Raw genomic sequence first — 22,801 nt, 5'->3', positions numbered from 1 at the left:
CCCGCGGCACGGGGCCGGTACGTGAGACCGCGGCACTACGGTGCCGCGGTGCCCGGTGTCGTGGTACTCGCCGGTACGGCCGAGGCGAGGGTGGCCAGGCGGTCCAGGTCGGCCCGGGTCAGCCGGCCGTTTCGCCCGGGCTGCCAGAGCCGGTCTCCGCCCAGTCCGAGCTGCCGGCCGATCCGCACCGCCAGTTCCGCGGGGGTGGCGTCGGTGCGCCACAGGTGCCGGCTCGTCCCCCCGGAAACGTCCGGGGGCGCCAGACGGACGTCCAGGTGGGCATCCTCGTCCGGCCCGGCCCGTTCCACGGTCACATGCAGCCGGGTCCGGTCGGGGAGGAGGTGACGCGCGGCGTTGAACAGCTCCTCCGTCCCGGCCACCGCCCGCCGCCACACCCCGTCGGCTTCCCGTTCCCTGTCCGGTGCCACCGGGCTCAGCCTCACCCGCACCGTCAGGTCACGCACGGTGTCCCGCTCGGTTTCCAGGAGACGCAGATCGAAGCCGCTGCCGTACTGGTCCGGGCCCACGGTGAGCGGCGGGAACAGTCGCCGGCCGACCTCGACGGGGTCGAAGTGCGGGCGGTCCGGCAGCGTGACACGCCAGCCGGCGAAGAGCGGCCCGACGTTGACGGTGTGTCCGCCGCCGTCCACCGGAAGCAGGGCCGAGCCGGCGGGGTCGACGTATGCCACCCGGCCGGTGATGTCCGCGAGCGCCCGGCGCAGCCGCAGCGCGCCCGCTTCGTCGGCCGCCGGGCCCACCAGCACGATGTCTCTCGCGTTGTCGCCGTGTTGTTCGAGGTCGGCGCGGATCAGGTGGGCGAGGGCACGGTGAGAGGTCTCCAGCGGACCATCGTGAGCGTTGACCCGGACGGTGTCCGGCGAGATCGCCCCGACCTCCCACACGGTGACCGCCCGGCGCCACGGGGCCTGCTCCCAGCGGACGTCCGAGGTGCCGATGCTGAACATGTCGGTGATCAGGTCCTGTGCGTCCGTACCCACCAGGGAACGTCCCACCTCGCGCCGGGTGCCGACGGCCCGGACCGGCCCGGCGGTGTCCAGCAGGCCCCGGCGCTCCAGGTCCCAGGCGGCCCACGCGGCCGGGTCGGTGTCCGGGTACCCGTGGGCGAGGGCCTGGGCCACCCGGATACGCAGCAGGCGGTGTACGTCCTGGTCGACCGGTGTGTGCGGGGGCAGGTGGAGGACCCTGCGGGCAACGTCGTCCACGCCGTCCGTCGTGCCGGTGGCGGTGGCCGCCGCGGCGCGGACGACGGCGTTCCCGGCGCGGACCAGCGACCAGAAGGCCCGTGCCCGGTCCGCCGCCCCGGCAGGCTCCCGGCCGCCGTCACCGGGCTGCGTCCTGCGGTTCGGGTCGACGATCCGCCGGACCAGCGCGTCGGCGCCGTTGGCCGTCCACCACGCGGCGGTGTGGTAGACGTCCGGCATGTGCAGGAACGCCGTCAGGTTCGTGGGGCCGGGAGAACGGCTCGGGTCGTCGTGGGTTTCCTCGTGCGACTGCTTCCACCACCGTTCGGCCGAGCGCAGCAGGTCCTGGCACAGTTCCACGCGGTCCCGCTCGTCCGTCCGGCCGTGCCGGCGGGCGTAGGCGTCGGTGGCGTGGTCGAGGAAGTCCAGGGTGAACGCCCCGAACCGGCCCAGTACCGGGTCCTCGCGCCGCAGCCGGTCCAGGGCGCCGATCCCGGCGGCCCGGTCCTTGTCCTGCTCGGGCGGCCGGTCCTCCCCGTTCCTCAGGGGGAAGACGATGCGCAGGGCCCGTACCAGGGGCAGCACCGCCGCGCGGTGCCGAAGCGGGTCACCGGGGTCCGTGTCGACCCCGAAACCGGGGGCGAGGGCGTCCAGCTCGGCGTCGTCCGGTTCGGGAGCGGGGAGGCGCCTCTCCTCCGGCGATCCGTCGAAGCGGGCGTGGACACGCGGGGCGTACCTCAGCGGTTGTGAGGCCGTCCAGGGGAAGATCGTGGAGTGACCACTCCTGGTGGGGCTGACTGCGACCGGGTGGCCGGTCCCGTTGGCGGTCCCGGCGCCGCTGTTGATCAGGTCCTCGGCCACCGCGGCGGCCCAGGTATCGGCCGTCGGTCCAACGCCGGTTCCCGGGTCCGCCCCGGACACCGGGGAGCCGGCGTCCGACTCCGAGTCGCCGGCGCCGCCGTGTGGCCACAACGGGGCTCCGTCCGACACTTCGCCGTCGGTGTGCCGCGTGGTGTCCGTCCACGGGGTGGCGTCGTCGGGGCCGACGATGACGACGGTCGTCGTGTGGTCCTCGGGAGAGGCCGAGTCGGTGACGGCCCCGCCGCTCGAGGGCCGGGGACCGTACTCCGGCCCGGTACCGTCCGTCGACCCGGTACCGTCCGCCCGCCATGGGGTGTCCGTGGGCCCGGTGCCGGTGCCGGTGTCCCGGCCTCCGTCCGGACCTCCCGCGTCCCGACGGGCCTCGGAATCCGGGTCCGGGGCGAATCGGGCGCTCCGTTCCTGGACGGACCGCGGGACGTCCGTGCCGTCCGGTGGTTCGACGCCCGCGCGATCGCCCAGCAGCTCCATGTCGGCCCGGGTCAGTCGGTCGTCCGGGTCGGGTTGCCAGGCGGTGTCGTCGCCGCCCAGCCCAAGCTGTCGCCCGATCTGCACCGCCAGTTCCGCGGGTGTGGCGTCGGTGCGCCACATCCGCCGGCCCGTCTCCCATCGGTCGTCACGTCCCGCCAGCTCGACCCTGAGATCGGCCCCCTCGCCCGGTTCGGTCACCCGCCGCAGGGTCACGTGGAGCCGCTCACCCCTGGGGAAGCGGTGGTGCGGTGGCGCGTTGAACAGCTCCCCCACCCCCTGTACCGCCCGGTCCCACACCGCTTCCCGTTCGGCGTCCGGCACCGCGCCGGGCTCCAGCCGTACCCGGACGGTCAGGTCGTAGACGCCGTCCCACGGGTCGCGCAGGTGATGGACGAGGAAGCCCCGGCCGTACTTGTCCGGGGCGACGGTCCGGTCCGAGGTCAGCAGCCGGCCGGCCCCCAGGGGGTCGAAGTGCGGGCGGTGGGGCAGCGTGGTCTGCCAGTGCGCCGACGTCGCCGCGGCGTCCTCGGGCCGTACGTGGATCACACCTCGGCCGGACCTGGACTTCCGCAATTCGGAGCCGCCGGGTTCGATGTGCGTGATCCGGCCGGTGATGTCCGCGACGGTCCGCCCCAGCCGCAGCGCGCCTTCTTCGCTGGTCACCGAGCCGACCAACACGATCTCGGGCTCCGTACTGTTCCGCCGTTCGAGGTCGGCGCGGATCAGGTGGGCGAGGGCCTGGTGGGAGGTCTTCTGAAGGTTGCCGGGGATTTCGACGTAGACGGTGTCCAGCTCGATGTCCACGACTTCCCATACGGTGAAGGACCTCCGCCACGGCACCGGCGCGACGGACTGCGGCCTTGTCCCGACGGCGATGCCCGAGGTGACCAGGTCCCACACACCCTCAACCGCCAGGGAACGCCCGCGCCAGGTGCCACCGGTGCGGATCTCCGCGGCGAGGGCCAGCACACCCCGGTCTTCCAGGTGCTGGGCCGCCCACGCGGCCGGGTCGGTGTCCGGATACCCCTGTGCGAGGGCCTGCGCCACCCGAGTCCGCAGTCGCTGACGTATGTCGTGGTCGACCGGTGTTCCCGGGTACAGGTGCAGTACCTGGCGGGCCACCTGGTCCACGCCGTTGGTACGGCCGGGAGCGGCCGCGGTCTCTCCGGCGCCGGTGACGGCCTCCCCGGCGCGGGTGATCGCGCTCCGGGCGTGCACCAGCGACCAGAAGGCCCGTGCCCGGTCCGTCTCCGCGTCTGCGGCCGGACCTTCGTCCCCGGCCGGTGTGCCGTTCCGGGGCAGAATCCTTCGGACCATTGAGAGTTCGTCCGGGTTCTCGCCCTCGGCCGCTCTTCTCTCGACTTCCTTCTCCTTGGCCTCCCAATCCTCGGCGGCGCGGGACGCGTCCGGCATGTCGAGGAACGCCGTGATGCCCCTGGGATCACCCGGCATCGCATGGGACTGACTCCGCCACCGGGCGGCCGAGTTCAGCAGGTCCCGGCGCAGCTCAGCCCGGTCTCCGCCGGTGGTCCGGCCGTGCCGGCCGGCGTAGGCGTCCGTGGCGTGGTCGAGGAAGTCCAGGGTGAACGGCCCGAACCGGCCCAGTACGGGATCTTCGCGCCGCAGTGCCTCCAGGGCGCCGATCCCTGCGGCCAGCACCGTGTCCCGCTCGGGCGGTGGCGCTTCCCAGTCCGTCGGGGGGAGGGTGATCCGCAGGGCCCGTACCAGGCGCAGCACCGTCGCGCGGTCGCGCGGCGGCGTGTACGAGTCCGGAGCGAATCCGAAGGCGGGCGCGAGCGCGTCCAGCGCACCGTCGTCCGGCTCGGGATCGCAGATCCGCATGCCCTCCAGCGACCCGTCGAAGCCGGCATGGACGAACGGGTGCCGCTGGGACGGCGCCACCTTGGAGAGGGCGGCTCCGGTGATTCTGGGGCTGACCACGACACGGTGGTCGGCCCCGTTGGCGATGAGCTGCCCGGGGCCGGGGGTGTGCAGCGGATCGACCGGCCCGTGCGGAAGGGGACTCTGTGTGCACGAGGAGACGAGAATCAGGGCCTTCGTGTGCTGCGGTGCCCGCCGGTCCAGCGCCGCCAGGCTTTGCTGCCGCAGCAGCCACCGGCCCGCGGACAGCGCGCTTCCGCGCAGGCTCCGGTTCCGGCCGCCCCGCACGTGCCAGACGATGCCGCGAGGGCTGCCGTGCGCGCTGAAGACGAAGACCGGCATGCCCGCGGCGACCGCGCCCGCCCAGGGAGTGGGCCGGACGGCCACCGGCCGGTACAGGGCCGGATCCTCCAGGTGGTACTCCCGGTAGCCGGGCAGGTGCGGGTCGGATTTCTCGAATGCCGCCCACTCGACGGGGCTGAACGAGGCGAGGCCGGTGGGTTCGTGGTCCGTGCCGCTGACGATGGTGTAGGTGTGCAGGGCGCTGTCGGGTACCCATGCGCCGACGCCGGTCTCGGGGTCCGTCAACCACTGCCTGTTCTCGTCGTCGGTCCCGGGCAGCGGGTCCGCGTGGTCCGGCCGGGTCAGCAGCCACTGTCCCTGGGGCTCGCGTCCCGGGTCGGCGACGGCGAGGCACAGATGTGCCCTTGAGCGCGGGGTCCGGGGGCGGAACGCCCGCAGCACGGTTGGTGCCCACACGTTCCGGTCCAGTTCCCGGCTGAGGGTGCGCGGCAGTACGGCGTCCAGTGCCCCCGCCTCCGGCACCGCCAGGACCAGTTCCGCGCCCTGCGGGAAGTGCGGGTCGTGGCGGAGGAGTTCGGCGAGGACCGCGCCGTCCACCCGGCGGATGAGCCCGTCGGCCAGGGTCACCTTCACCGACGTCGCGTCCCCGTCGGCCGCCAGCAGGCGCACCGGACGGTCACTCCACGGGGCTGGGCCCAGGGTGCCGTCGCGCATACGCCATCCGGCGGCACCGTTGGGCCGTGCCCGTGACACGACGGTCAGGTCGATCGCGCGGTTCAGTTCCCAGGTCCAGCTCCGCCCGGCGATGCTTCCGGCGCCATCGCGTACCAGGGTCCGTTCCAACAGTGCCCCGGAGCGTTCGAGGTACGCCGCGGCCAGTTGGGTCAGGCTGTCCGCCCGGCCGGTGGCCACCGCCCGGCGCACCGCGGCGAAGGCAGCGCGGTAGTCGGACGGCTCCAGCGCGGCGTCGTCCGGCAGGCAGAGCACCCGCCGCGTGGCGCCGTCCACCGCCTCGATCCCGGGTGCGCCGTCGTCGGAGACGGCACCTGGGGGCAGGGCTCCGCGCAGCGCCCGTACCGCCGACGCGACCCGCCGGTCGTCCATGCCGATCGGGCCGATGTCCCGGACCACCGCGTCCACCCAGGGATCGGGATCCGGCTCGTCGCCGGTGCGCGGGTCCGCCTCGTCGTCCGAGGCCACGTCGGACAGCGCGTCGAAGAACTCTTCGTCAGCTTCGGAATCGGAGTCGGTGTCCGTATCGGTGGATGCGTCGTCGTCCTGGCCGGCGCCGCCGCGTAGTCCCAGGAGCGGGGGTACGACTGTGTCGCTGCCGGTGGAGGGAGGGGTGTCCGCGGGCGGGTGGGGGCTGTATGCACTGATGATGACGATGGGTGCCGTGTGGTCCTCCGGAGCAGCGGAGCCGGTGTCGGCCCAGCCGTCCGACGGCCCACGGCCGTCCGCCGGTTCGGGGTCGGTCTGTGGTCCGGTGCTGTCTTCCGAGGGCTGGTGGGCCGGCGACCGGTCGATGAGCTGCTGCAGGCGGTCCAGGTCGGCCGGGGTGATGCCGTCGGGGCCGGGCTGCCAGGTGGTGCCGTCGCCGAGTCCGAGCTGCAGGCCGATCCGCGCCGCGAGGTCGCGGGGGGTGGCGTCGGTGGGCCAGGTCCACTGGTCGGCCGCCCGGGTTTGCTGCGGGCCGGTCGGCTTGACCTTCAAGTGGGCGCCCTGGCCGGGGCCGACGCGTTCGAGGGTGACGTGCAGCCGGGCACCGTCGGGGAAGCGGTGGGGGGAGCGGTTGAACAGCTCCTCCACGCCGTCGACCGCCCTGTTCCACAGTGCTTCCTGTTCCGCCTCGGGGATGTCGGTGTCGGCGGGCGTGAGTTCCACCAGGACGGTCGCCTCGCGGACGCCGGTGTCCTCCAGGGGCAGGCGGCGTATGTCGAAGCCGGGGGTGTATCCGGTGCGGGCGTCGGAGGCGGGGCCGACGGTTCGTGGCGGGAAGAGGCGGCGGGTGGTGCGCAGGGGCTCGAAATGCGGGCGGTGCGGCAGCTTGTGCAGCCAGTTCGCTGTGGCTGGGTCCGTGTCAGGGGTTGGGGTGGTTCCGGGGGCGACCGTGATGACGTGCCGGCCGTCCGGGCCGGGCAGCAGGGCCGATCCGGACGGTTCGACGTACGCCTTGCGGCCGGTGACGTCCGCGACCGCCTGGACCAGCCGTTCCGCGCCGTGCCGGTTGCTTACGGGACCCACCAGCACGATGCGTGTAGTGGTGTCGCCCTCGCGTCGCAGGTCGGCGGCGAGCAGCTGGGCGAGGGCCTCATGGGTGGCCTTCAGTTCGCCGCCGGGATGCCGGACGGTCACGGTGTCGGCCTCGACGCCGGCCACCTCCACGATGGTGACTTCCTCCCCTTGCCACGGCGCGTCCTCGGGCTGCCTCGGGCTGTCCGGAGCGCCGATACGAAATCCGGAAATCTCCAGGTCCGCCGTGACGGTGCCCGCCAGCGAGCGTCCCAGGGTCTGCCCTCCGGCATGAACGTCCGAGGCGGCGTCCAGCACGCCTCGGTGTTCCAGGTCCCGGGCCTCCCATGCGGCCGGGCCGTCGGTGTCCGGGTAGTCGGCGGCGTAGGCCTGCGCCACCCGGATCCGCAGGGTGTGGAGCACGTCCGGGGCGGTTTCCGCGTCCGGGCCGAGATGGAGGACCCGGCGGGCGAGACGGTCCAGCCCGTGGGTCTGGGCGGCCTCGGCGACGGCCGTCCCGGCGCGGGCCAGGGACCAGAATGCCCGCCCCCGGTCTGCCTCGCTCAGCGGCGCCGCCGTCCCGTCCGGCGACGGGGAGCGAAGCAGGATGTCCCGGGCGAGCGGGTCGCCGCCGTCGGCCCACTGCTGTGAGGCCTCCCACGCCCCGGGCATCGGCAGATACGAGGTCAGCCGGGGCTGGCGCCCCGGTGTCCGTTGCGACATTTCCCACCAGCGGCGGGCGCTGTGCAGCAGGTCCCGCCGCAAGGCCACCGGGTCGGTGTCGGTCGTCCGGCCGGACTGCCGGGCATATGCGTGTGCGGCCTCGTCGAGGAAGCCAAGGGTGAAGGCGCCCGTACCGCTCAGCACCGGATCCTCACGCCGCAGCCGCTCCAGCGCGCCGATCCCGGCCATCAACTCCGTGTCCCGTTCCGCGAGCGGGCCGAACTCCCGTCGCAGCGCCCGCACCAGACGCAATGCCGGCGGCACAGGGCCCACCGAGGCAGCGGACACCGGCTCCACACCCAAGGCCCGCGAGAGGGTGACCAGCTCGGCGTTCGTGGGCTCGGGGTCGTATCTCTGCCAGCCCCGCAGGGACCCGTCGAATTCGGCGTCGGCGAAAGCGAAGCCCACACTCGGCGCTTCCTCGTCGGCGGGGGATTCGACGCTCGTCCCCGGCGGCGTGGAACTGGCGTAGGTCCGGCGTTCGGAACCGTTGGCGAAGTCCTGTGCCGGCCCGGGTGTCTCCAAGGGGTCCAACGTCCCGGCCGGTGGACCACCGGCATGGCAGGCGGCGAGCAGAACGTGGGCTTTCTGGCCTCGTGGTGCGCGCGCATCCATGTCGGCCAGGCCCTGATGCCGTCGCACCTGGGCACCGGCCTGCCACGCGTCGCCGTGCATCGTCCGCCCGTCGCGCAGGTTCCAACTGAGGCGGCCGTGGGGATCGCCGTGCAGAGCGAAGATGTACAGCGGGATGCCGTCTTTGAGCGCGTCGGCCCACGGGACACGCCGGCTTGCGACCGGCACGAACGCGGCGGGATCAACGAAGTGGAAGTCCTGAAAGGCGGTGAGCTGGCGCATCTCCGGCTCACGGCCCGCCCAGTCCTGCGGGTCGAACGAGGCGATGCCGGCGGATTCGTGGCCGTGCGGTTCGTGGTCCGCGCCGGGCACGACGGTGTAGGTGCGCAGCGCGCTGTCCGGCACCCATTCCTGGACGCCCGTCACCGGGTCGGTCAGCCACTGGCCCGCCCAGGGATCGTCCTCCGGCTGCCGTGCCGGGCCCGGCGGGGTGTACAGCCACCGGCGCGGCGGCGTCTCACGGGAGTCACCACCGGTGAAGGCGAGGTGGAGCGGCTTTCCTGGGCCATCGTCTCCCGCCGTCTCCAACCCGGCGGTGGGTGACCACACCGGGCGGCCCAGGTTCCGGGCGAGGGTGCGGGGCAGTGCCGTGCCCGCTCCGTCGGGGCCGGTGACGGCGAGGAGCAGTTCGGTGTGTCCCGGGAAGACGTCGGTGTCGTGGCGGAGGAGTTCGGCCAGGACGGTGGCGTCCACCCGGCGGTCGCGGCCGGCCAGGTTCACCGTGAGGCGGGAGGCGTCGCCGTCGGCTTCCAGTACCGCCACCGGCCGGTTCGTCCACGGGGCGGGGCCCCGGCTGCCGGGTGTCTCCGCCCATTGGCCGGTGCTCTCGTCGTGGGTGCCGCGTGAGACGGTGGCCGGGTCCAGCAGGGTGCCGCCGGTCAGGCGCCCGCTCCAACTCCGCCCGATGACCTTGCCGTGGGTGTCGTGGACCAGCGTGCGCTCCGCCAGGGCTCCGGCCCGGGTGAGGAAGTACGCGGCCAGTTCGGCCAGGCTGCCGTCCCGCCGCGCGTTCACCGCGTCCCGCACCGCTTGCAGGGCCTGTTGGTGGTCGGCGGGGGTCAGTGCTGTGTCCGCGGGCAGGCACAGCACCCGGCGCATGGCGCCCTCGATCCGCTCCTGGGGGACCGGGCCGTGGGGCGACAGGTCCGCCAGCGTCCGCACGGCCGACGCGATCCACTGCCGGTCCACACCCGTCCCGGCGCCCCCGAGGATCAGCGCCCCGGCCACCGCGGTAACCCAGGTATCAGCCGTCGGCCCGACGCCGGTGTCCGGGTCCGCCCCGTCATCGTCCTCGTCGTCGGACCACGTGTTGAGGTCCGCCTCGGACGGCAGGGAACCGGCGTCCGAGTCCGAGTCCGAGTGGGCGGCGCCGCCGCGCAGCCGCAACGGGGCTTCGTCCGGCGCCTCGCCGCCGGTCTGCCACGTGCTGTCCGCCCACGGGGCGGCGTCGTCGGGGGCGGCCGAATCGGTGACGGCCCCGCTGCTCGTCGGTCCATGGCCGTCCGTCGGTCCGGTGCTGTCCTGCGGCCCGGGCCCGTCCGCCCGCCATGGCCCGTCCGCCCGCCCGGCGCCGGTGTCCCGGTCTCCGTCCGAGCCCTCCACGCCCTGGTCCGTCGCGGAGTTGGGGTTCTGGAGGATGGCCGGCGCGTGGTTCGTGACGGGCTGTGGGGCGCCCGTGCGGTCCGACCGTGTGAGGTCGTCCAGCCGCTTGATGTCGTCTCCGGTCAGCCGGCCGTCGGGGCCGGGCTGCCAGGTGGTGTGGTCGCCGAGTCCGAGCTGCCGGCCGATCTGCACCGCCAGTTCCTCGGGGGCGGTGTCGGTGCGCCACAGGTGCCGGCTCGTTGGCGGGCCACCGTCCGGGGAGGCCAGACGGACCTCCAGGTGGGCCTCCTCGCCCGGGCCGGTCCGTTCCAGGGTCACGTACAGCCGGTCCTGGTCGGGGAAGAGGTGACGCGCGGCGTTGAACAGTTTCTCCGTTCCGGCCAGTGCTTGCTGCCACACCTCGTCGGCTTCCGGCGTCGGGTCCGGTGATGCATCGGTCAGCAGTTTCACCCGCACCGTCAGTTCGCGAATGCTGTCATACCTGGCGGAAAGCCTTCGCACGTCGAAGGTGCGGCCGTACGCGTCCGGGCCCACGGTGCGGGAGGGGAAGAGCTGCCGGCCGGTCCCCAGGGGGTCGAAGTGCGGGCGGTGCGGCAGCGCCGCCTGCCAGAACCCGGATGACGATGTGATCTCGATGGTGTGCCGGCCATCGGTGTTCGGACGCAGCGCCGAACCGGCGGAGCTGAGGTGCGTCACCCGGCCGGTGACGTCCGCGACGGCCTGTCGCAGCCGCACTGCGCCCTCTTCGCTGACCACCGGGCCCACCAGCACAATGTCTTGCGAAAGGTCACCCTCTTGTTCGAGGTCGGCATAGATCAGGTGGGCGAGGGCGTGCTGGGCAGTCTCCCGCATGCCGTTGAAAGTGCCCACCCGGACGGTGTCGGACAGGATGTCCCCGACCTCCCACACGATGACGGACGACTTGTTCCACGGGGCAGGCTGTTGCAACGGCGACGTGCCGACACTGAACGTGGCGGTGACCAAGTTCCGTACGTGCGGACCCGTCAGACAACGTCCCACCCTGTCTCGGGTCCGGGCGTGGTGGATCGGCCCGGCGGCGTCCAGCACGCCTCTGAGCAGCAGGTCCTGGGCTGCCCATGCGGCCGGGTCGGTGTCGGGGTGTCCGGCGGCCAGTGCCTGGGCGACCCGGACGCGCAGCAGGTCACGGATGGTCTGGTCGACCGGTGTGCCGGGGGGCAGGTGGAGTACCTGGCGGGCCAACTCGTCCGCGCCGTCCGCACCCGGACCGCGGGAAGAACCGGACTTGGTCTCCTCGGTGGCTGCGGCGCGGGTGATGGCGTCTCCGGCGCGGACCAAGGACCAGAAGGCTCGTGCCCGGTTCGATGCCGCGGCGTCGTCGGCCGGGTGCTGGGCGCCGTCGTCGGCCGGTGTGCCAGGGGTATGGGGCAGGATCCGGTGGACCAGGTCGTCCGCGCCGTTTGCCGTCCACCAGGCGGCGGTGCCGGCGGCGTCCGGCATGGGCAGGAACGTCATCAGGTGCGTGAGGGAGGGGGGTGTGGGCCCGCCGGGCTCGCGGTGTGACTGCTTCCACCACCGGTCGGCCGAGCGCAGCAGGTCCCGGCGCAGCTGTGTGCGGTCCTGGTCGCCCGTGCGGCCGTGCCGGCGGGCGTAGATGTCGGTGGCGTGGTCGAGGAAGTCCAGGGTGAACGGCCCGTACTCGTCGAGCAGGGGGTCCTCGCGGCGCAGTGCCTCCAGGGCGCCGATCCCGGCGGCCAGTTCCGTGTCCCGCTCGGGGGGTGGTGCCTTGCGGGTGGTCAGGGGGAAGGTGATGCGCAGGGCCCGTACCAGGCGCAGTACCTGCGCGCGGTCCTGCGGGGTGTAGGGGCCGTGGGGGAACCGGAAAGCGGGCGCGAGGGCGTCCAGTTCGTCGTCGTCCGGTTCGGGAACGCAGAGGGCCCTTTCCGTCAGCGACCCGTCGAAGCCGGCCAGGATTACCGGATGATGCTCCGACTCTCCTGAGGTGTTCAGGTCATCGGAGGCAAAAAACCCGGACGACGTGGGGTTGGCCACGGTCGGGTGGCCGGAGGTGTTGGCGAAGATCTGTCCGGGCCCGGGGGTCCGCAGCGGATCGGCGGTGCCGCGCGGCGGCAGCGGACTCTGCTCGCACGACTCGAGGAAGATCAGGGCTTTGCCGTCCCGCGCCCGCTGGTTCAGTGCCGTCAGGCTCGGCCGCCGTGTGACGTACTTCGCCGCGTCGGCCGTCGTTCCCCGCATCTCCCGGCCGTCCAGCAGGCGCCAGGTGATGACACCGAAGCGGGTACCGTGCGCGCCGAAGGTGTAGACCTCCTCGCCCGCCGCCCGTGCTTCGGCCCAGGGCGCCGAAGGAAGCACGGCCACCAGCCTGTCCAGGGCAGGATCGAACACGTAGTGATCCTGGAGGATGGACACGTAGGGGGTGAGCTGTCCGTGACGCGCCCATTCGGCGGGGGTGAACGTGGCGCGGCCGGTGGATTCGTGGCCCGCTCTGGCGTGGTCGGTGCCGGTGGTCATGGTGTAGGTGAGCAGGGCGCTGTCGGGTACCCATTCGCGGGCGCCGGTGGCGGAATCCGTCAGCCACTGCCCCGCCCTCTGGTCGGTCTCGGGCAGGGCGAGCGCCTGGTCCGGCCGTGTCAGCAGCCACTGTCCGGCCGGTTCCCGCGCCGGGTCGGGGACCGCCAGGGCAAGATGCGCCGGCGAACCCGCACCACCGCTGCGGAACAGCAGTATCCCGGTGGTCGGTGCCCACACGTTCCGGTCCAGGTGCCGGCTGAGGGTGCGCGGCAGCACGGCGCCCAGTGCTCCCGCCTGCGGGATCGCCAGGACCACTTCCGCGTCCTGGGGGAAGTGCGGGTCGTGGCGGAGGAGTTCGGCGAGGACCGCGCCGTCCACCCGGCGGTCGTGGCCGGCCAGGTGGAGGGTGAGGCCGCTCTCGTCGCCGTCGGCCTCCAGCACCGCCACCGGCAGGTTCGCCCAGGGGGCGGGGCCCCGGCTGCCGGGTGTCTCCGCCCATCCCCCGGTGGTCTCGTCGCGTACCCCGCGTGACACCGTGGCCGGGTCCAGCACGGTACCGTCGGTCAGCCGTCCACTCCAGCTCCGTCCGGTGAGCCGTCCGCCGGTGTCGCGTACCAGAGTGTCCTCCGACAGGGCTCCGACCAGGCCGAGGAAGTACGCGGCCAGTTCGGCCAGGCTGTCGGCCCGGTCGGCGGCTGCCGCACGCCACACCGCCACCAGGGCCTGCTGGTGGTCGATGGCGTCCAATGCGGTGCCCTCGGGCAGGCACAGCACCCGGCGCATGGCGTCCTCGACCCGGGCCAGAATGTCCTCCGGGCCGTGCGGCGACAGGTCTGCCAGCGTCCGTACGGCCGACGCGATCCACGGCCGGTCCGCGTCCGTCCCGGCGCCCTCGAAGACCAGCGCCGTGGCCACTGCGTCCGCCTCGGGATCGACCACGGTGAACAGATCGCCGACATCGAAAGCTTCCGCGGCCGATGCGGCGTCCACGTCGCTGTCGCTGTCGCTGTCCGCACCCGTGTCCGTGTCGGGCCCGGTGTCCGGCGGGGAGCCGGACGGGGAGTAGGTGGTGCTGTTCGCGGTGGGCGGGGCGGCGAGGGCCGAAGGGGCCCCTTCGGGCCGGAGGATGGCATCGACCGTCAGGAGCCGGTGGGCGTAGAAGTCGTTCAGTGGGATGTCCTGGAGGTCCGGTGACCAGGCGCCGGCATTGTCGATTCCCAGCTGTTGTCCGACCCGGACCGCCAGCTCCTGTGCTGTGGCGTCGGTGTGCCACAACTTCCGGTTCATCGGCGGTGCGCCGTCCGGGCCGGTCAGGTCGACCGTCAGGTGGGCGTCGCCGTCGGGGCCGACGCGTTCCAGGGTCACGTGCAGCCGGCGCCCGCTGACGGTGCGGGTGGGGGTGTTGAAGAGGTTCTGTACGCCGTCGACGGCACGCTGCCACAGGACGTCCCGTTCCACCTCCGGTACCGGGCCGGGTGCGAACGCCACCCGGACCGTCAGGTCGTGCGTCCAGGTCTCCCCGGTCGACAGGACTCGCAGGTCGAAGGCGCGACCCTCGGCATCCGGGCCGGCCGGCCGCGGCCGGACCAGCGGCCGGGAGGTCTCGACCGGGTCGAAGTGCGGGCGGTGCGGCCACGCGGACCGCCAGTCCGCGGACGTCGCCGCCTGGTCTCCGGGCCGCGCGACGATCAGGTGACCGGAACCGGAGCCATTCGGTCGCAGTTGCGAACCGTCGGGTTCGATGAACGTCTGCCGACCGGTGATGTCGGCGATGGTCCGGTTCAGCCGGAGTGCGGCCCGCTCGTCCGCCGCCGGTGCGATCACCACGAGGTGCCGGCGGAGGTCTCCCCGCCGTTCGAGGTGGGTGTGGATCAGGTGGGCGAGGGCGTCGTGGGAGGTTTCCCGGTGCCCGCCGGGGATGGCGACCCGCACCGTGTCCGGCCCGATCTCCCCGACCTCCCACAGGGTGAACGATGACGAATCCCACGGGGGCTGCAGCGTGGGGAGGGGCGTGGCCTCGGTGGCGAAGCCGTCGGTCTGCAGGGCCTTCACCCTGGTGCCCGTAAGGGACCGTCCGACGTGCTGCGCCTCGGCGGTGCGAATCTCCTCGGAGGCGTCCAGCACGCCCGCGAGTTCGAGGTCCCAGGCGGCCCAGGCGGCTGGGTCGGTGTCCGGGTATCCGTGGGCGAGCGCTTGCGCCACCCGGGTGTGGAGCAGGTCACGTGCCGTTCCGTCGACCGGAGTGTCCTCGGGCAGGCGCAGTACCCGGTCGATCAGGGGCTTCAGGCCGTCGTGCCGGCCGCTGTGGTCCGAGGTCTTTCCAGCGGTGGCGGCTGTTGCGGCGCGGTGGACGGCGTTCGTCGCGCGGACCAGTGACCAGAAGGCCCGTGCCCGGTCCTCCGCCGTGACCCCGGCCGTGTCCTGGTCGCCGCCGGCGGCCGGTGTGCCGGTGCCCGGGCGCAGAATGTCCCGGACCAGGAGGTCACCGCCGTTGGTGTCCCACCATGCGGCGGTGCGGTAGGCGTCCGGCATGGGCAGGAACGCCGTCACCTTCGTGGGGCCGGAGGACCGGTTCGGGCCGCGGCTCTTTTCGTGTGACTGCTTCCACCACCGGTGGGCCGAGCGCAGCAGGTCCCGGTGCAGTTCCGTGCGGTCCCGCTCGTCCGTGCGGCCGCGCTGGCGGGCGTGGGCGTCGGTGGCGTGGTCGAGGAAGTCCAGGGTGAACGGCCCGAAGCGGCCCAGGACGGGGTCGTCGCGGCGCAGCGCCTCCAGAGCGGCGATCCCGGCGGTCAGTTCCGGATCCCGCTCCGGTACCACGGTGTCCTCTTCCTTCAGGGCGAAGGTGAGGCGCAGGGCCCGCACCAGGCGCCGCACCACCGCACGGTCCTGCGGGGTGCGGGGGCCTGGAGGGAACCCGAGGGCAGGGGCGAGGGTGTCGAGCCCGGTGTCGTCCGGTTCCGGAGCGAGGATGCGCATCTGCGGCAGCGACCCGTCGAAACCGGCCCAGAGGAAGGGGAGACGACTCGGCGACGTCTGCTCCTTCAGGCTGAACACCCCCATGACGGTGGGGCTGGCGACGACACGGTGGCCCAGGGCGGTGCTGAAGACCTGGCCGGGGCCCGGCTCCGCCAGCGGGTCGGCCGCCCTGGCGGACACGGGCCGCTGCTCGCACACCTGGAGGAAGACCAGGGCCTTGTGTCCGTCGGGTGCCTGCCGGTTCAGGTCCAGCAGATCCGGGCACTGTCTGAGGTACTCCGCGGCCGACGTCGTGTCACCGTGCATGACCCGGCCGTCCGTCAGAGCCCAGGACACCGTGCCGAAGCGCGTGCCGTGCGCCGCGAAGACGAAGACGGGCACGCCGGCGGCGACGGCCTTGGCCCAGGGGGCGGGCCGGGCGGCCACCGGCACCTGGCCGGCCGGGTCGTACACGTAGTACCGCTCATGACGGTGGAGCGTCGGCAAGTCGCTTTCCCGCACCGCCCACTCCTCCGGAGAATGTGATGCCAGGCCATGGGGCTGGTGGCTGCCGGCGCCGGTCACCATGTGGTAGATCCGCAGCGCCCCGTACGGCACCTCCTCGGAGCGGCCGGTCGCCGGGTCCATCAGTCTCATCCGGTTCTGCTTGCGGGACTCGGGCAGCGGCCCGGGCCTCGGCGGAGTGTGCAGCCACTGCCCCCAGGGAATGCGCCGGGGATCGGCGGTCGCGAGGGCGAGGTACGGGGGAGCGGTGGGGTCGTCGCCGTGTGTCAGTCGCAGTCCGGCAGTGGGCGACCAGACGTGCCGGTTCAGGCTGTCGGCGAGGGGCCGTGTCAGTACGGCGCCCTGGCCTCCGGCCTCGGGTATCGCCAGCAGCAGTTCCGCGTCCGGCGGGAAGGCCTGATCGTCCTGGCGGATCAGTTCCGCCAGGACCGCTGTGTCCACCCACCGATCCCGGCCGCCCAGGTCCAGGGTCACCCGGGTCTCAAGGCCGTACCGCTGCTGCTGCAGGGAGATCCCTGCCTCCAGCAGGGCCACCCGACGGCCGGCCGGGCCGGTCCACGGAGCCGGTTCCCGGCTACCCGGCTCCTCGGTCCACACGCCGGCGTCATAGCGCACCCGCGACACCTCGGTGAGGTCGACCTCGCCACCGGCCAGCCGTCCGCTCCAGCTCCGGCCGGTGACCTTGCCCCCGGCGGCATCGCGTACCAGCGTCGCGTCCGACAACGCGCCCGCGCGCCGCAGGGCGACCACCGCCAGGTCCGTCAGGCTCCCGGCCCTACCGGTTGCCGAGGCCTCTCGTACGGTCTCCAGGACCTCCCGGTAGTCCGCGGTCCCGTTCACGTGATCGGACTCGGGCAGGCTCAGCACCTGCCGCGTCACCGAGGGCATCCACAGGCGGAAAGAGCCGGATAGGCGCGGGGTCGGTGGTGCCAGCCCTTCCAGGACCCGGACCGCGTCGGCGATCCATGACCGTTCGGCGTCCTGCCCCGCCCCTACGGCGAGGAGATCGCCCACGAAGTCACGCCCGGATGGCGGGACGATCCGGTTCCGGGAGCTGCGCGGAGGCATGCGCCGGGAGTGGTCCAGCCCGTTCCCGCCGTTGGACCGGCCGGTCCGCGGAGGCATGCGCCGGGAGTAGTCCAGCCCGTTCCCGCTGTTGGACCAGCCGGTCCGCGGGACCGCGTCGTCCGCGGTGGATCCGCCCGCCCGTGCGGCGGGGTCTGCGGACGCGGCGGCATCGTCCTCGGCGCTCGTGAGCCTGCCGTTCCCGCTCATGCGGGTGACGTGCGTGGTCGCGGTGGGGTCGCCGGGCAGCAGCCGCTCGGACCGGGGGGAGTCCGTGGCAAGCCGTTCGCCCGGTGTCGTGGGGGCGGGTGAGGAGAACCCGGCGGACTCGGTGCGGACGGTTTCCGGGCCGGTCCCGGCCGTCTGTGAGGTGTCGGTCCCGGCGCGCGGGGCGTCCGTCGCGGAGGCGGTGGCTTCCGTTGCGGTCCGGGTGGTGTCGGTGCCGGGTGCGGTGCTCCGGGGGGTGTCCGCCCCGGACGGGGAGAGGCCTTCCGGCCGGCCGGGATCATCGGCCGGGACCCGGTCGGTGCCGGTTTCGGTGAGGGCGGCGGCCCGGGCGTGAGTGGTGCGCTGACGCTCCGCCGGGCGGGCGGGTTCGGCGGCGCCGGGAACCGGTCCCGGAAGGGCGCTGGGGGTGGCCGGTTCGGCGCGGTGGTCGCCCTCCGGGGACGCCGCCACCGGCGTCGGGGTTTCCTGGTCGCTCCGGCGGCCGGTGTTGCCGTCCGGGGCCGGGCCGGCCGCTTCGGTGCGGGGGGTGTCCAGCGGGTGCGGAGTGTGCTCGGCCGGCCGGCCGGCGCCGGCCGGCCGGGCCGCCTCCGCCCCGGCGGTCTCCGACTCCGTGCTGACGCCGGGCGTCTGGTGCGCGGTCCGGGGGGTGTGCGCGGTCTCGGGCACGTCACCGCCGGCCGGTCGGCCGGCGGTCGGCGTCCCGGCGGACACGGTCTCGGGCGCGTCGTTCCCCGCGGTGGCGTGGAGCGCGTCGGTCGCCTCCGGCTCACCCGCAGCCGACGGCGGCCGGTATGCGTCCGGTGCCCTCCGCTCCGTGTCGGCATCGCCGTGTGCCGGTCCGTCCCCGGGCACACCGGCGCCGTCCGCGCTCTGCCGGTCCGTCACCGGACCGAGCTGGTCCGTCACCGGGGGCTGGTGTCCTGGCGCCGGGGTGCCGAACTGCGTCACCGGTGCCTGATGCCGCGTCACGGAGGCGCCGTGCTGCGGTGCCGAACTCTGCTGGTCCGTCACCGGGGCCTGGTGTTCCGGCGCCGGGGTGCCGTACCCGGGTGCCGGGGGCACGGCAGGCTCGGCGACGGTCGTGGACGCGGAGCCGTTGCCGAGTATGGACTCAATGCCGTCCGCGGTCAGATCATCGCGTGCTGGGGGCGTCGGGCCGGGCACGGCCGGATCGCCGCGTGTGGGAGCGGGGCCGGGCGCGGTGAGGCCGTCCCGAGCGCTGCCCGGCACCGATTGCCCGGCCGCCGCCCCGGACGGGTCCGCCGGGGTCCCACCGGGCACCGCCGCCGGATCCGGTTCGGGCAGCGCACGCGGTGCCGGTGGTGTCGGCGGGTACGAGGTGGCCTGCGGCTGCGGTTCCGCGGCGGGCAGCGGCAGCGACCCGGGCGTGGAGGTGGTCGGCGGTACGGTTTCCGGTCCTGGCGACGACAGCCCGGGTGAGGACGGTGGTTCCGGTGAGGGCAGCGGTTCCCGGGTCACCGGGACGGCCGCCGACTCCGGCGCCGGTTCCGCCCCCGGCATGAGTACCGGTTCCGTCCCCGGCGAGGCCGGCGCGACCGCGGCCGGTGTCACCGCCGACGAGGCGGTGTTGTAGGTGGAGGGCGGACCGGCGGGCGGAGGGGTGTACGGGAGGGCGGGGGGCGGGGTGCTCACGGTGGGCAGCAGGCCGGCGCCGGGCCAGTCGGGCAGGGGTGGAAGGGCCGAGAGGGAGTTCACTACGTCCGGCTGCTGGACGGCTCCCGTGTCGGTGCCCGGCTCGGCCGCGCCCCGGGCGCCGGCGGTGGTGGTGGGCGGGGCGAAGAGGAACTTGTGCAGGCCCTTCCCGGCCAGCAGCGCGCTCCCCATCACGGCCTCGGCGAAGAACCCGCTCGCGCCGGCCTGCAGGCCCGTGAGCACGCTCGGGGCGACCCACGCCCCGAAGAGGACCCCCATGGAGACCGACTCGGCCAGTGACTCGGCGAAGCCCTCGGTCACGCCCTCGTTGAGCGAGCGCAGCGGCAGCGTCAGCGCGGTTCTGTCCTTGAACGTCTTCGTCGCCAGTGACTCCACCGCGCCGTGGGTGGCGCTGCCGATGAGTCCGCCGAACAGGCCGGCGAAGGCGCCGAACACCGCGTCCTGCCCGACGGCCCGCCAGTCCACGCCCGACGGCGCCCGCCCGGCCGGCGCGGTGGCGATGTGGTACAGCCGCACCATCAGGCCCTGCAGGGCCTCGTCGAGCGCCTCCAGCGGCGCGCCGATCAGCGGCACCACCCGGTGCGTCAGCACCTGGGTGGCGATCAGGACCCGCAGCACGAACCGGGCCCGCATCGCCGCGATCGCCATCAGCGAGGTTCCCCCGGTGAACGACGCCAGCGCCAGGTAGAACGAGACCTCCGCCAGCAGGCGCAGCGCCTCGGCGTAGACGTTGAGCTTCATCTCCCGGATCTCCATCGAGATCCGGACCCGGCCCTGCGCGATGTTCTCCAGGTGGCGGACCATCTCGGGGATGCCGTCCGACCCGTCGTCGGTCAGGGACTTGACCGTGCGCAGGTAGGAGTCGCGCACCTGTGCCGGCAGCGACGCCGCGACCGTGGCGGCCCCCGCCCGCAGTTCCGTGCTCAGGGACCTCAGTGAGGCCCCCAGTTGTGCGTACGCCTCCCGGCTGTTGTAGGCGCCGTCCTCGCTGGCCGTGACCAGGTTCTCACCCGTCGCGACGAGCAGTGCCCAGCGGACCGGATCACTCAGCGTGTCGTGATCGGCCAAAGCGCAGTCTTTCTGGGAGCGAACGTACGAAGGCGGCCGTCACCGCCATTCCCCTCGGCGGGGCGCGTGCGGGTGGCCGGCACGGTGCGTGTGCGCCACTGCCCCGCCCGGGTCGAGGTGGCGCGTCGTCTTCGGTGGGACACCGGCGCATTACCGAAGGAAAAAAAATGATCATCTACTTACGGCAGCGTTCGCTCCATGGTCATGTCCCGGGGCCGTCATGAGCCGGTCGCGGGCCGGCTTCACTCACGTCTACGAGGCAGCAGGACGTTCGGTTCACCCGGCCCGCACCCCGCTTCCGCGCGCATGGGCGTCCCCGCAGCGGTGCGTGCCCCGAGCCGGCGGTCGCCGTCGTCCCGGCGGGGAGGGACGACGGCGACCGCGGAACAGGGCGGTACGGGCGGCGGTGCCCTCGGGGACGAACCGGTCGGGGACGCCGAGGGCGGTGAGGAAGCCGTGCAGGTCGTGGCGGAGGACGCCGTCGTGCAGGGCGCGTAGTCGGGGGCCGGGATCGAGGCCAGGTGCGCCGGCGAGGAGCCGGCGCACCTCCTCGTAGCGCCGCAGCGTCTCGGGGAGGCGGCCCGCCAGGTACAGGACGCGCAGGAGCAGGGCCCAGCCGGTCCCGCGCAGCGGGTCACGGGCGGTCAGCCGCTCGGCCGCGGCCACCGCCCGTCCAGTAGCAGGGCCGCGGCGTGCGGTTCGGCGGAGCTCCGCCGCAGGTCCTCCAGGCGGGCGGCCTCCGGCCGGACGAAGGGGTGGTCGGCGGCGTCGGCCGAGACGGCACCGCGCCACATCCCCCGTGCCCGTTCGACGCTGCGCAGCGCGTCCGCGGCCCGGGAGTCGGCGAGTTCCCGGCGGGTCTGTGCGAACGCCTCGGCGAAACGCACCGTGTCCCGGCCCTCGGGCGGTACCCGCAGGGCGTATCCGGCCGGTTCGGTCACCAGCGTCCCGAACCGCCCGGAGCCGCGCCGTCGCTCCAGTACCGCGCGCAGTTCGCTGACGTGCGCGTGCGGCGACGGCATCGCCGGGGCCGGGGACCGCCCCTGCCACAGGTCCTCGCACAGAGCCTCCGGGGCCACCGCGTGACCGCCGGCGAGCAGCAGCCGGATCAGCAGCAGCCGCTGCCTGTGCCGCCCCGGATCCACCGCCGTACCGTCGCGGTGCACGAACAGCGGACCCCGTACCGAGACCCGCACACCGCGCTCCCCGGCTGCGACCGGGTCGGCGGACCGTTCGCCCCGGTCGCCGTCCAGCCCTGCCGTGCCTGTCTGCGTTCCTTTCCCACGGACCGTCGCGCCCGTGTCAGTGGTGGACGGCGCGCACCGTGACCCGGACGACCGCCGCGGTGCCGCTTACCGGGCGGTACGTTTCTGCGTAGGGACAGCGCCTCCGGTGCCGGTGCCGTCCTGCCGGTCACCGCTGGTGGAAGGGCCGTTCTCCCCGCCGCCCGCCTTGCTCACCGCGTCGGCCCCGTCCACCCCCCGGCGAGGGCGGCTGACGGCCCGGGCGAGCGGTGTTCCCGCCGGCTCCCGCGGTCCCGCACGATGCCGTCTCCCGTAGGGGGCGCGCACCGGTGGCCGGGACGTGTGCGGACGGCCGACGCAGCGGCCCGCCGATGGCCCGCGGACCGGGCGACGGCGTCAGCCACCGGAGCCGGAATCCGCTCCCTCGACGGTGGCCCCCTCCGGCGCGACGGGCGCGGGGTCCGCTTCGGCGTCCAGGGCGGCGAGCCGGTTCCGTACCTGTTCGGCGCTGTGGGACAGCGCCTGCCGTTCGGCGTCGGCGAGCGCGCGGACCCAGTCGGCCCGGGCGGCCTCCCGGTCGCCCATGGTCAGGCGGGTGTCGCCCAGGCGCATCAGCGCGCCCACGAGGTTCCTGTGGTCCCTCAGCCTCTCGAACTCCTCCAACGCCCGCCGGTAGGAGGTGATCGCCTCCTCGTACCGGCCGAGCAGGTAGAGGGTGTAGCCCAGGCTGTCCCAGCAGAGCGCCTCCCGCCACGGGGTGTTCAGGCGCTGGAACAGGGCGAGGGCCTCCTCGCAGTGCACGAGGCCCACCTCGGGCCGGCCCAGGCTGGAGTGCAGCCAGGCGAGCTCGTTGAGGGACTCGGCCGTCCACAGCTCGTCCCCCGCCGCTCGAGCCAGCGCGAGCGCTCGCTCGGCGGGTGTCAGGGACTCCTGGATCCGGCCGAACAGATACAGCGCGTACGCCGTGCCGTACTGGGCGCGGGCCTGTTCGCCCACTGCGTCGATCTCCTCGAAGAGCGTGGCGGCGCGTCGCAGGTGGTCCAGGGCCTGTTCCTGGTGGCCGAGGTAGCCGTGGAGACCGCCGATGTGGCGCAGGCAGCGGCCTTCCTCCAGGCGGTCGCCCCGGCGCCGGGCCACTTCCAGGCCGGGGGTCAGCGCGGTGATCGCCTCGGGCCAGTACTCCCGGCGGCTCAGGTGCTCCTTCAGCGCCCAGGACAGCCCGGTGATCCGGCGGTCCAGCCTCTGATCGACGGCGGTGTGCAGCAGGCCGCCGAGCACCGGGTGTTCGGCGGTGAGCCAGCGGTCGGCCTGTTCCGCGGTGGTGAGGTCCTCCGGGGTGACGCCCGCACACGGGGAGCCGAAGTCGCGCCCGGGCTCCGTGTCCTGTTTGAGGAGGCGGTTGGCGGCATGGGCGGTGAACAGGTAGTGGTCCAGGACGCGCAGGGTGGCGTGGTGGCGTTGATCGGGGTGGTCGTGGGTGTGGGTGAGTTCGGTGGCGTAGTCGCGCAGCAGGTCGTGCAGGGCGAACCGGCCGGGCTGGGGTTGTTCCAGGAGGCAGGAGCGGGTCAGTTCGGTGAGGAGGCGGCGGGTGTGGGGGAGGGGGAG

The 22,801-nt window shown here is 73.8% G+C and carries 2 protein-coding genes and 1 pseudogene; all 3 read right to left on the bottom strand.

What is annotated here, in order from left to right; all coding sequences use genetic code 11:
* Positions 1 to 35: 35 nt before the first annotated feature.
* Positions 36 to 19,952: a lonely Cys domain-containing protein gene (locus KUM38_RS38840; protein WP_217136870.1), complete on the bottom strand. Its 19,917-nt coding sequence runs from the start codon at positions 19,950 to 19,952 to the stop codon at positions 36 to 38.
* Between the two features lie 276 nt (positions 19,953 to 20,228).
* Positions 20,229 to 20,974, bottom strand: a pseudogene (locus KUM38_RS42615) (BTAD domain-containing putative transcriptional regulator).
* A gap of 618 nt (positions 20,975 to 21,592) precedes the next feature.
* Positions 21,593 to 22,801 (bottom strand): tetratricopeptide repeat protein (locus KUM38_RS38825; RefSeq protein ID WP_217136867.1); only part of this gene is annotated, 1,209 nt, incomplete at its 5' end.

It is taken from the genome of Streptomyces sp. AC558_RSS880, from assembly GCF_019049255.1.
In the GTDB taxonomy this organism is placed as follows: Bacteria; Actinomycetota; Actinomycetes; order Streptomycetales; family Streptomycetaceae; genus Streptomyces.
This window is presented reverse-complemented; position numbering and strand designations above follow the sequence as displayed.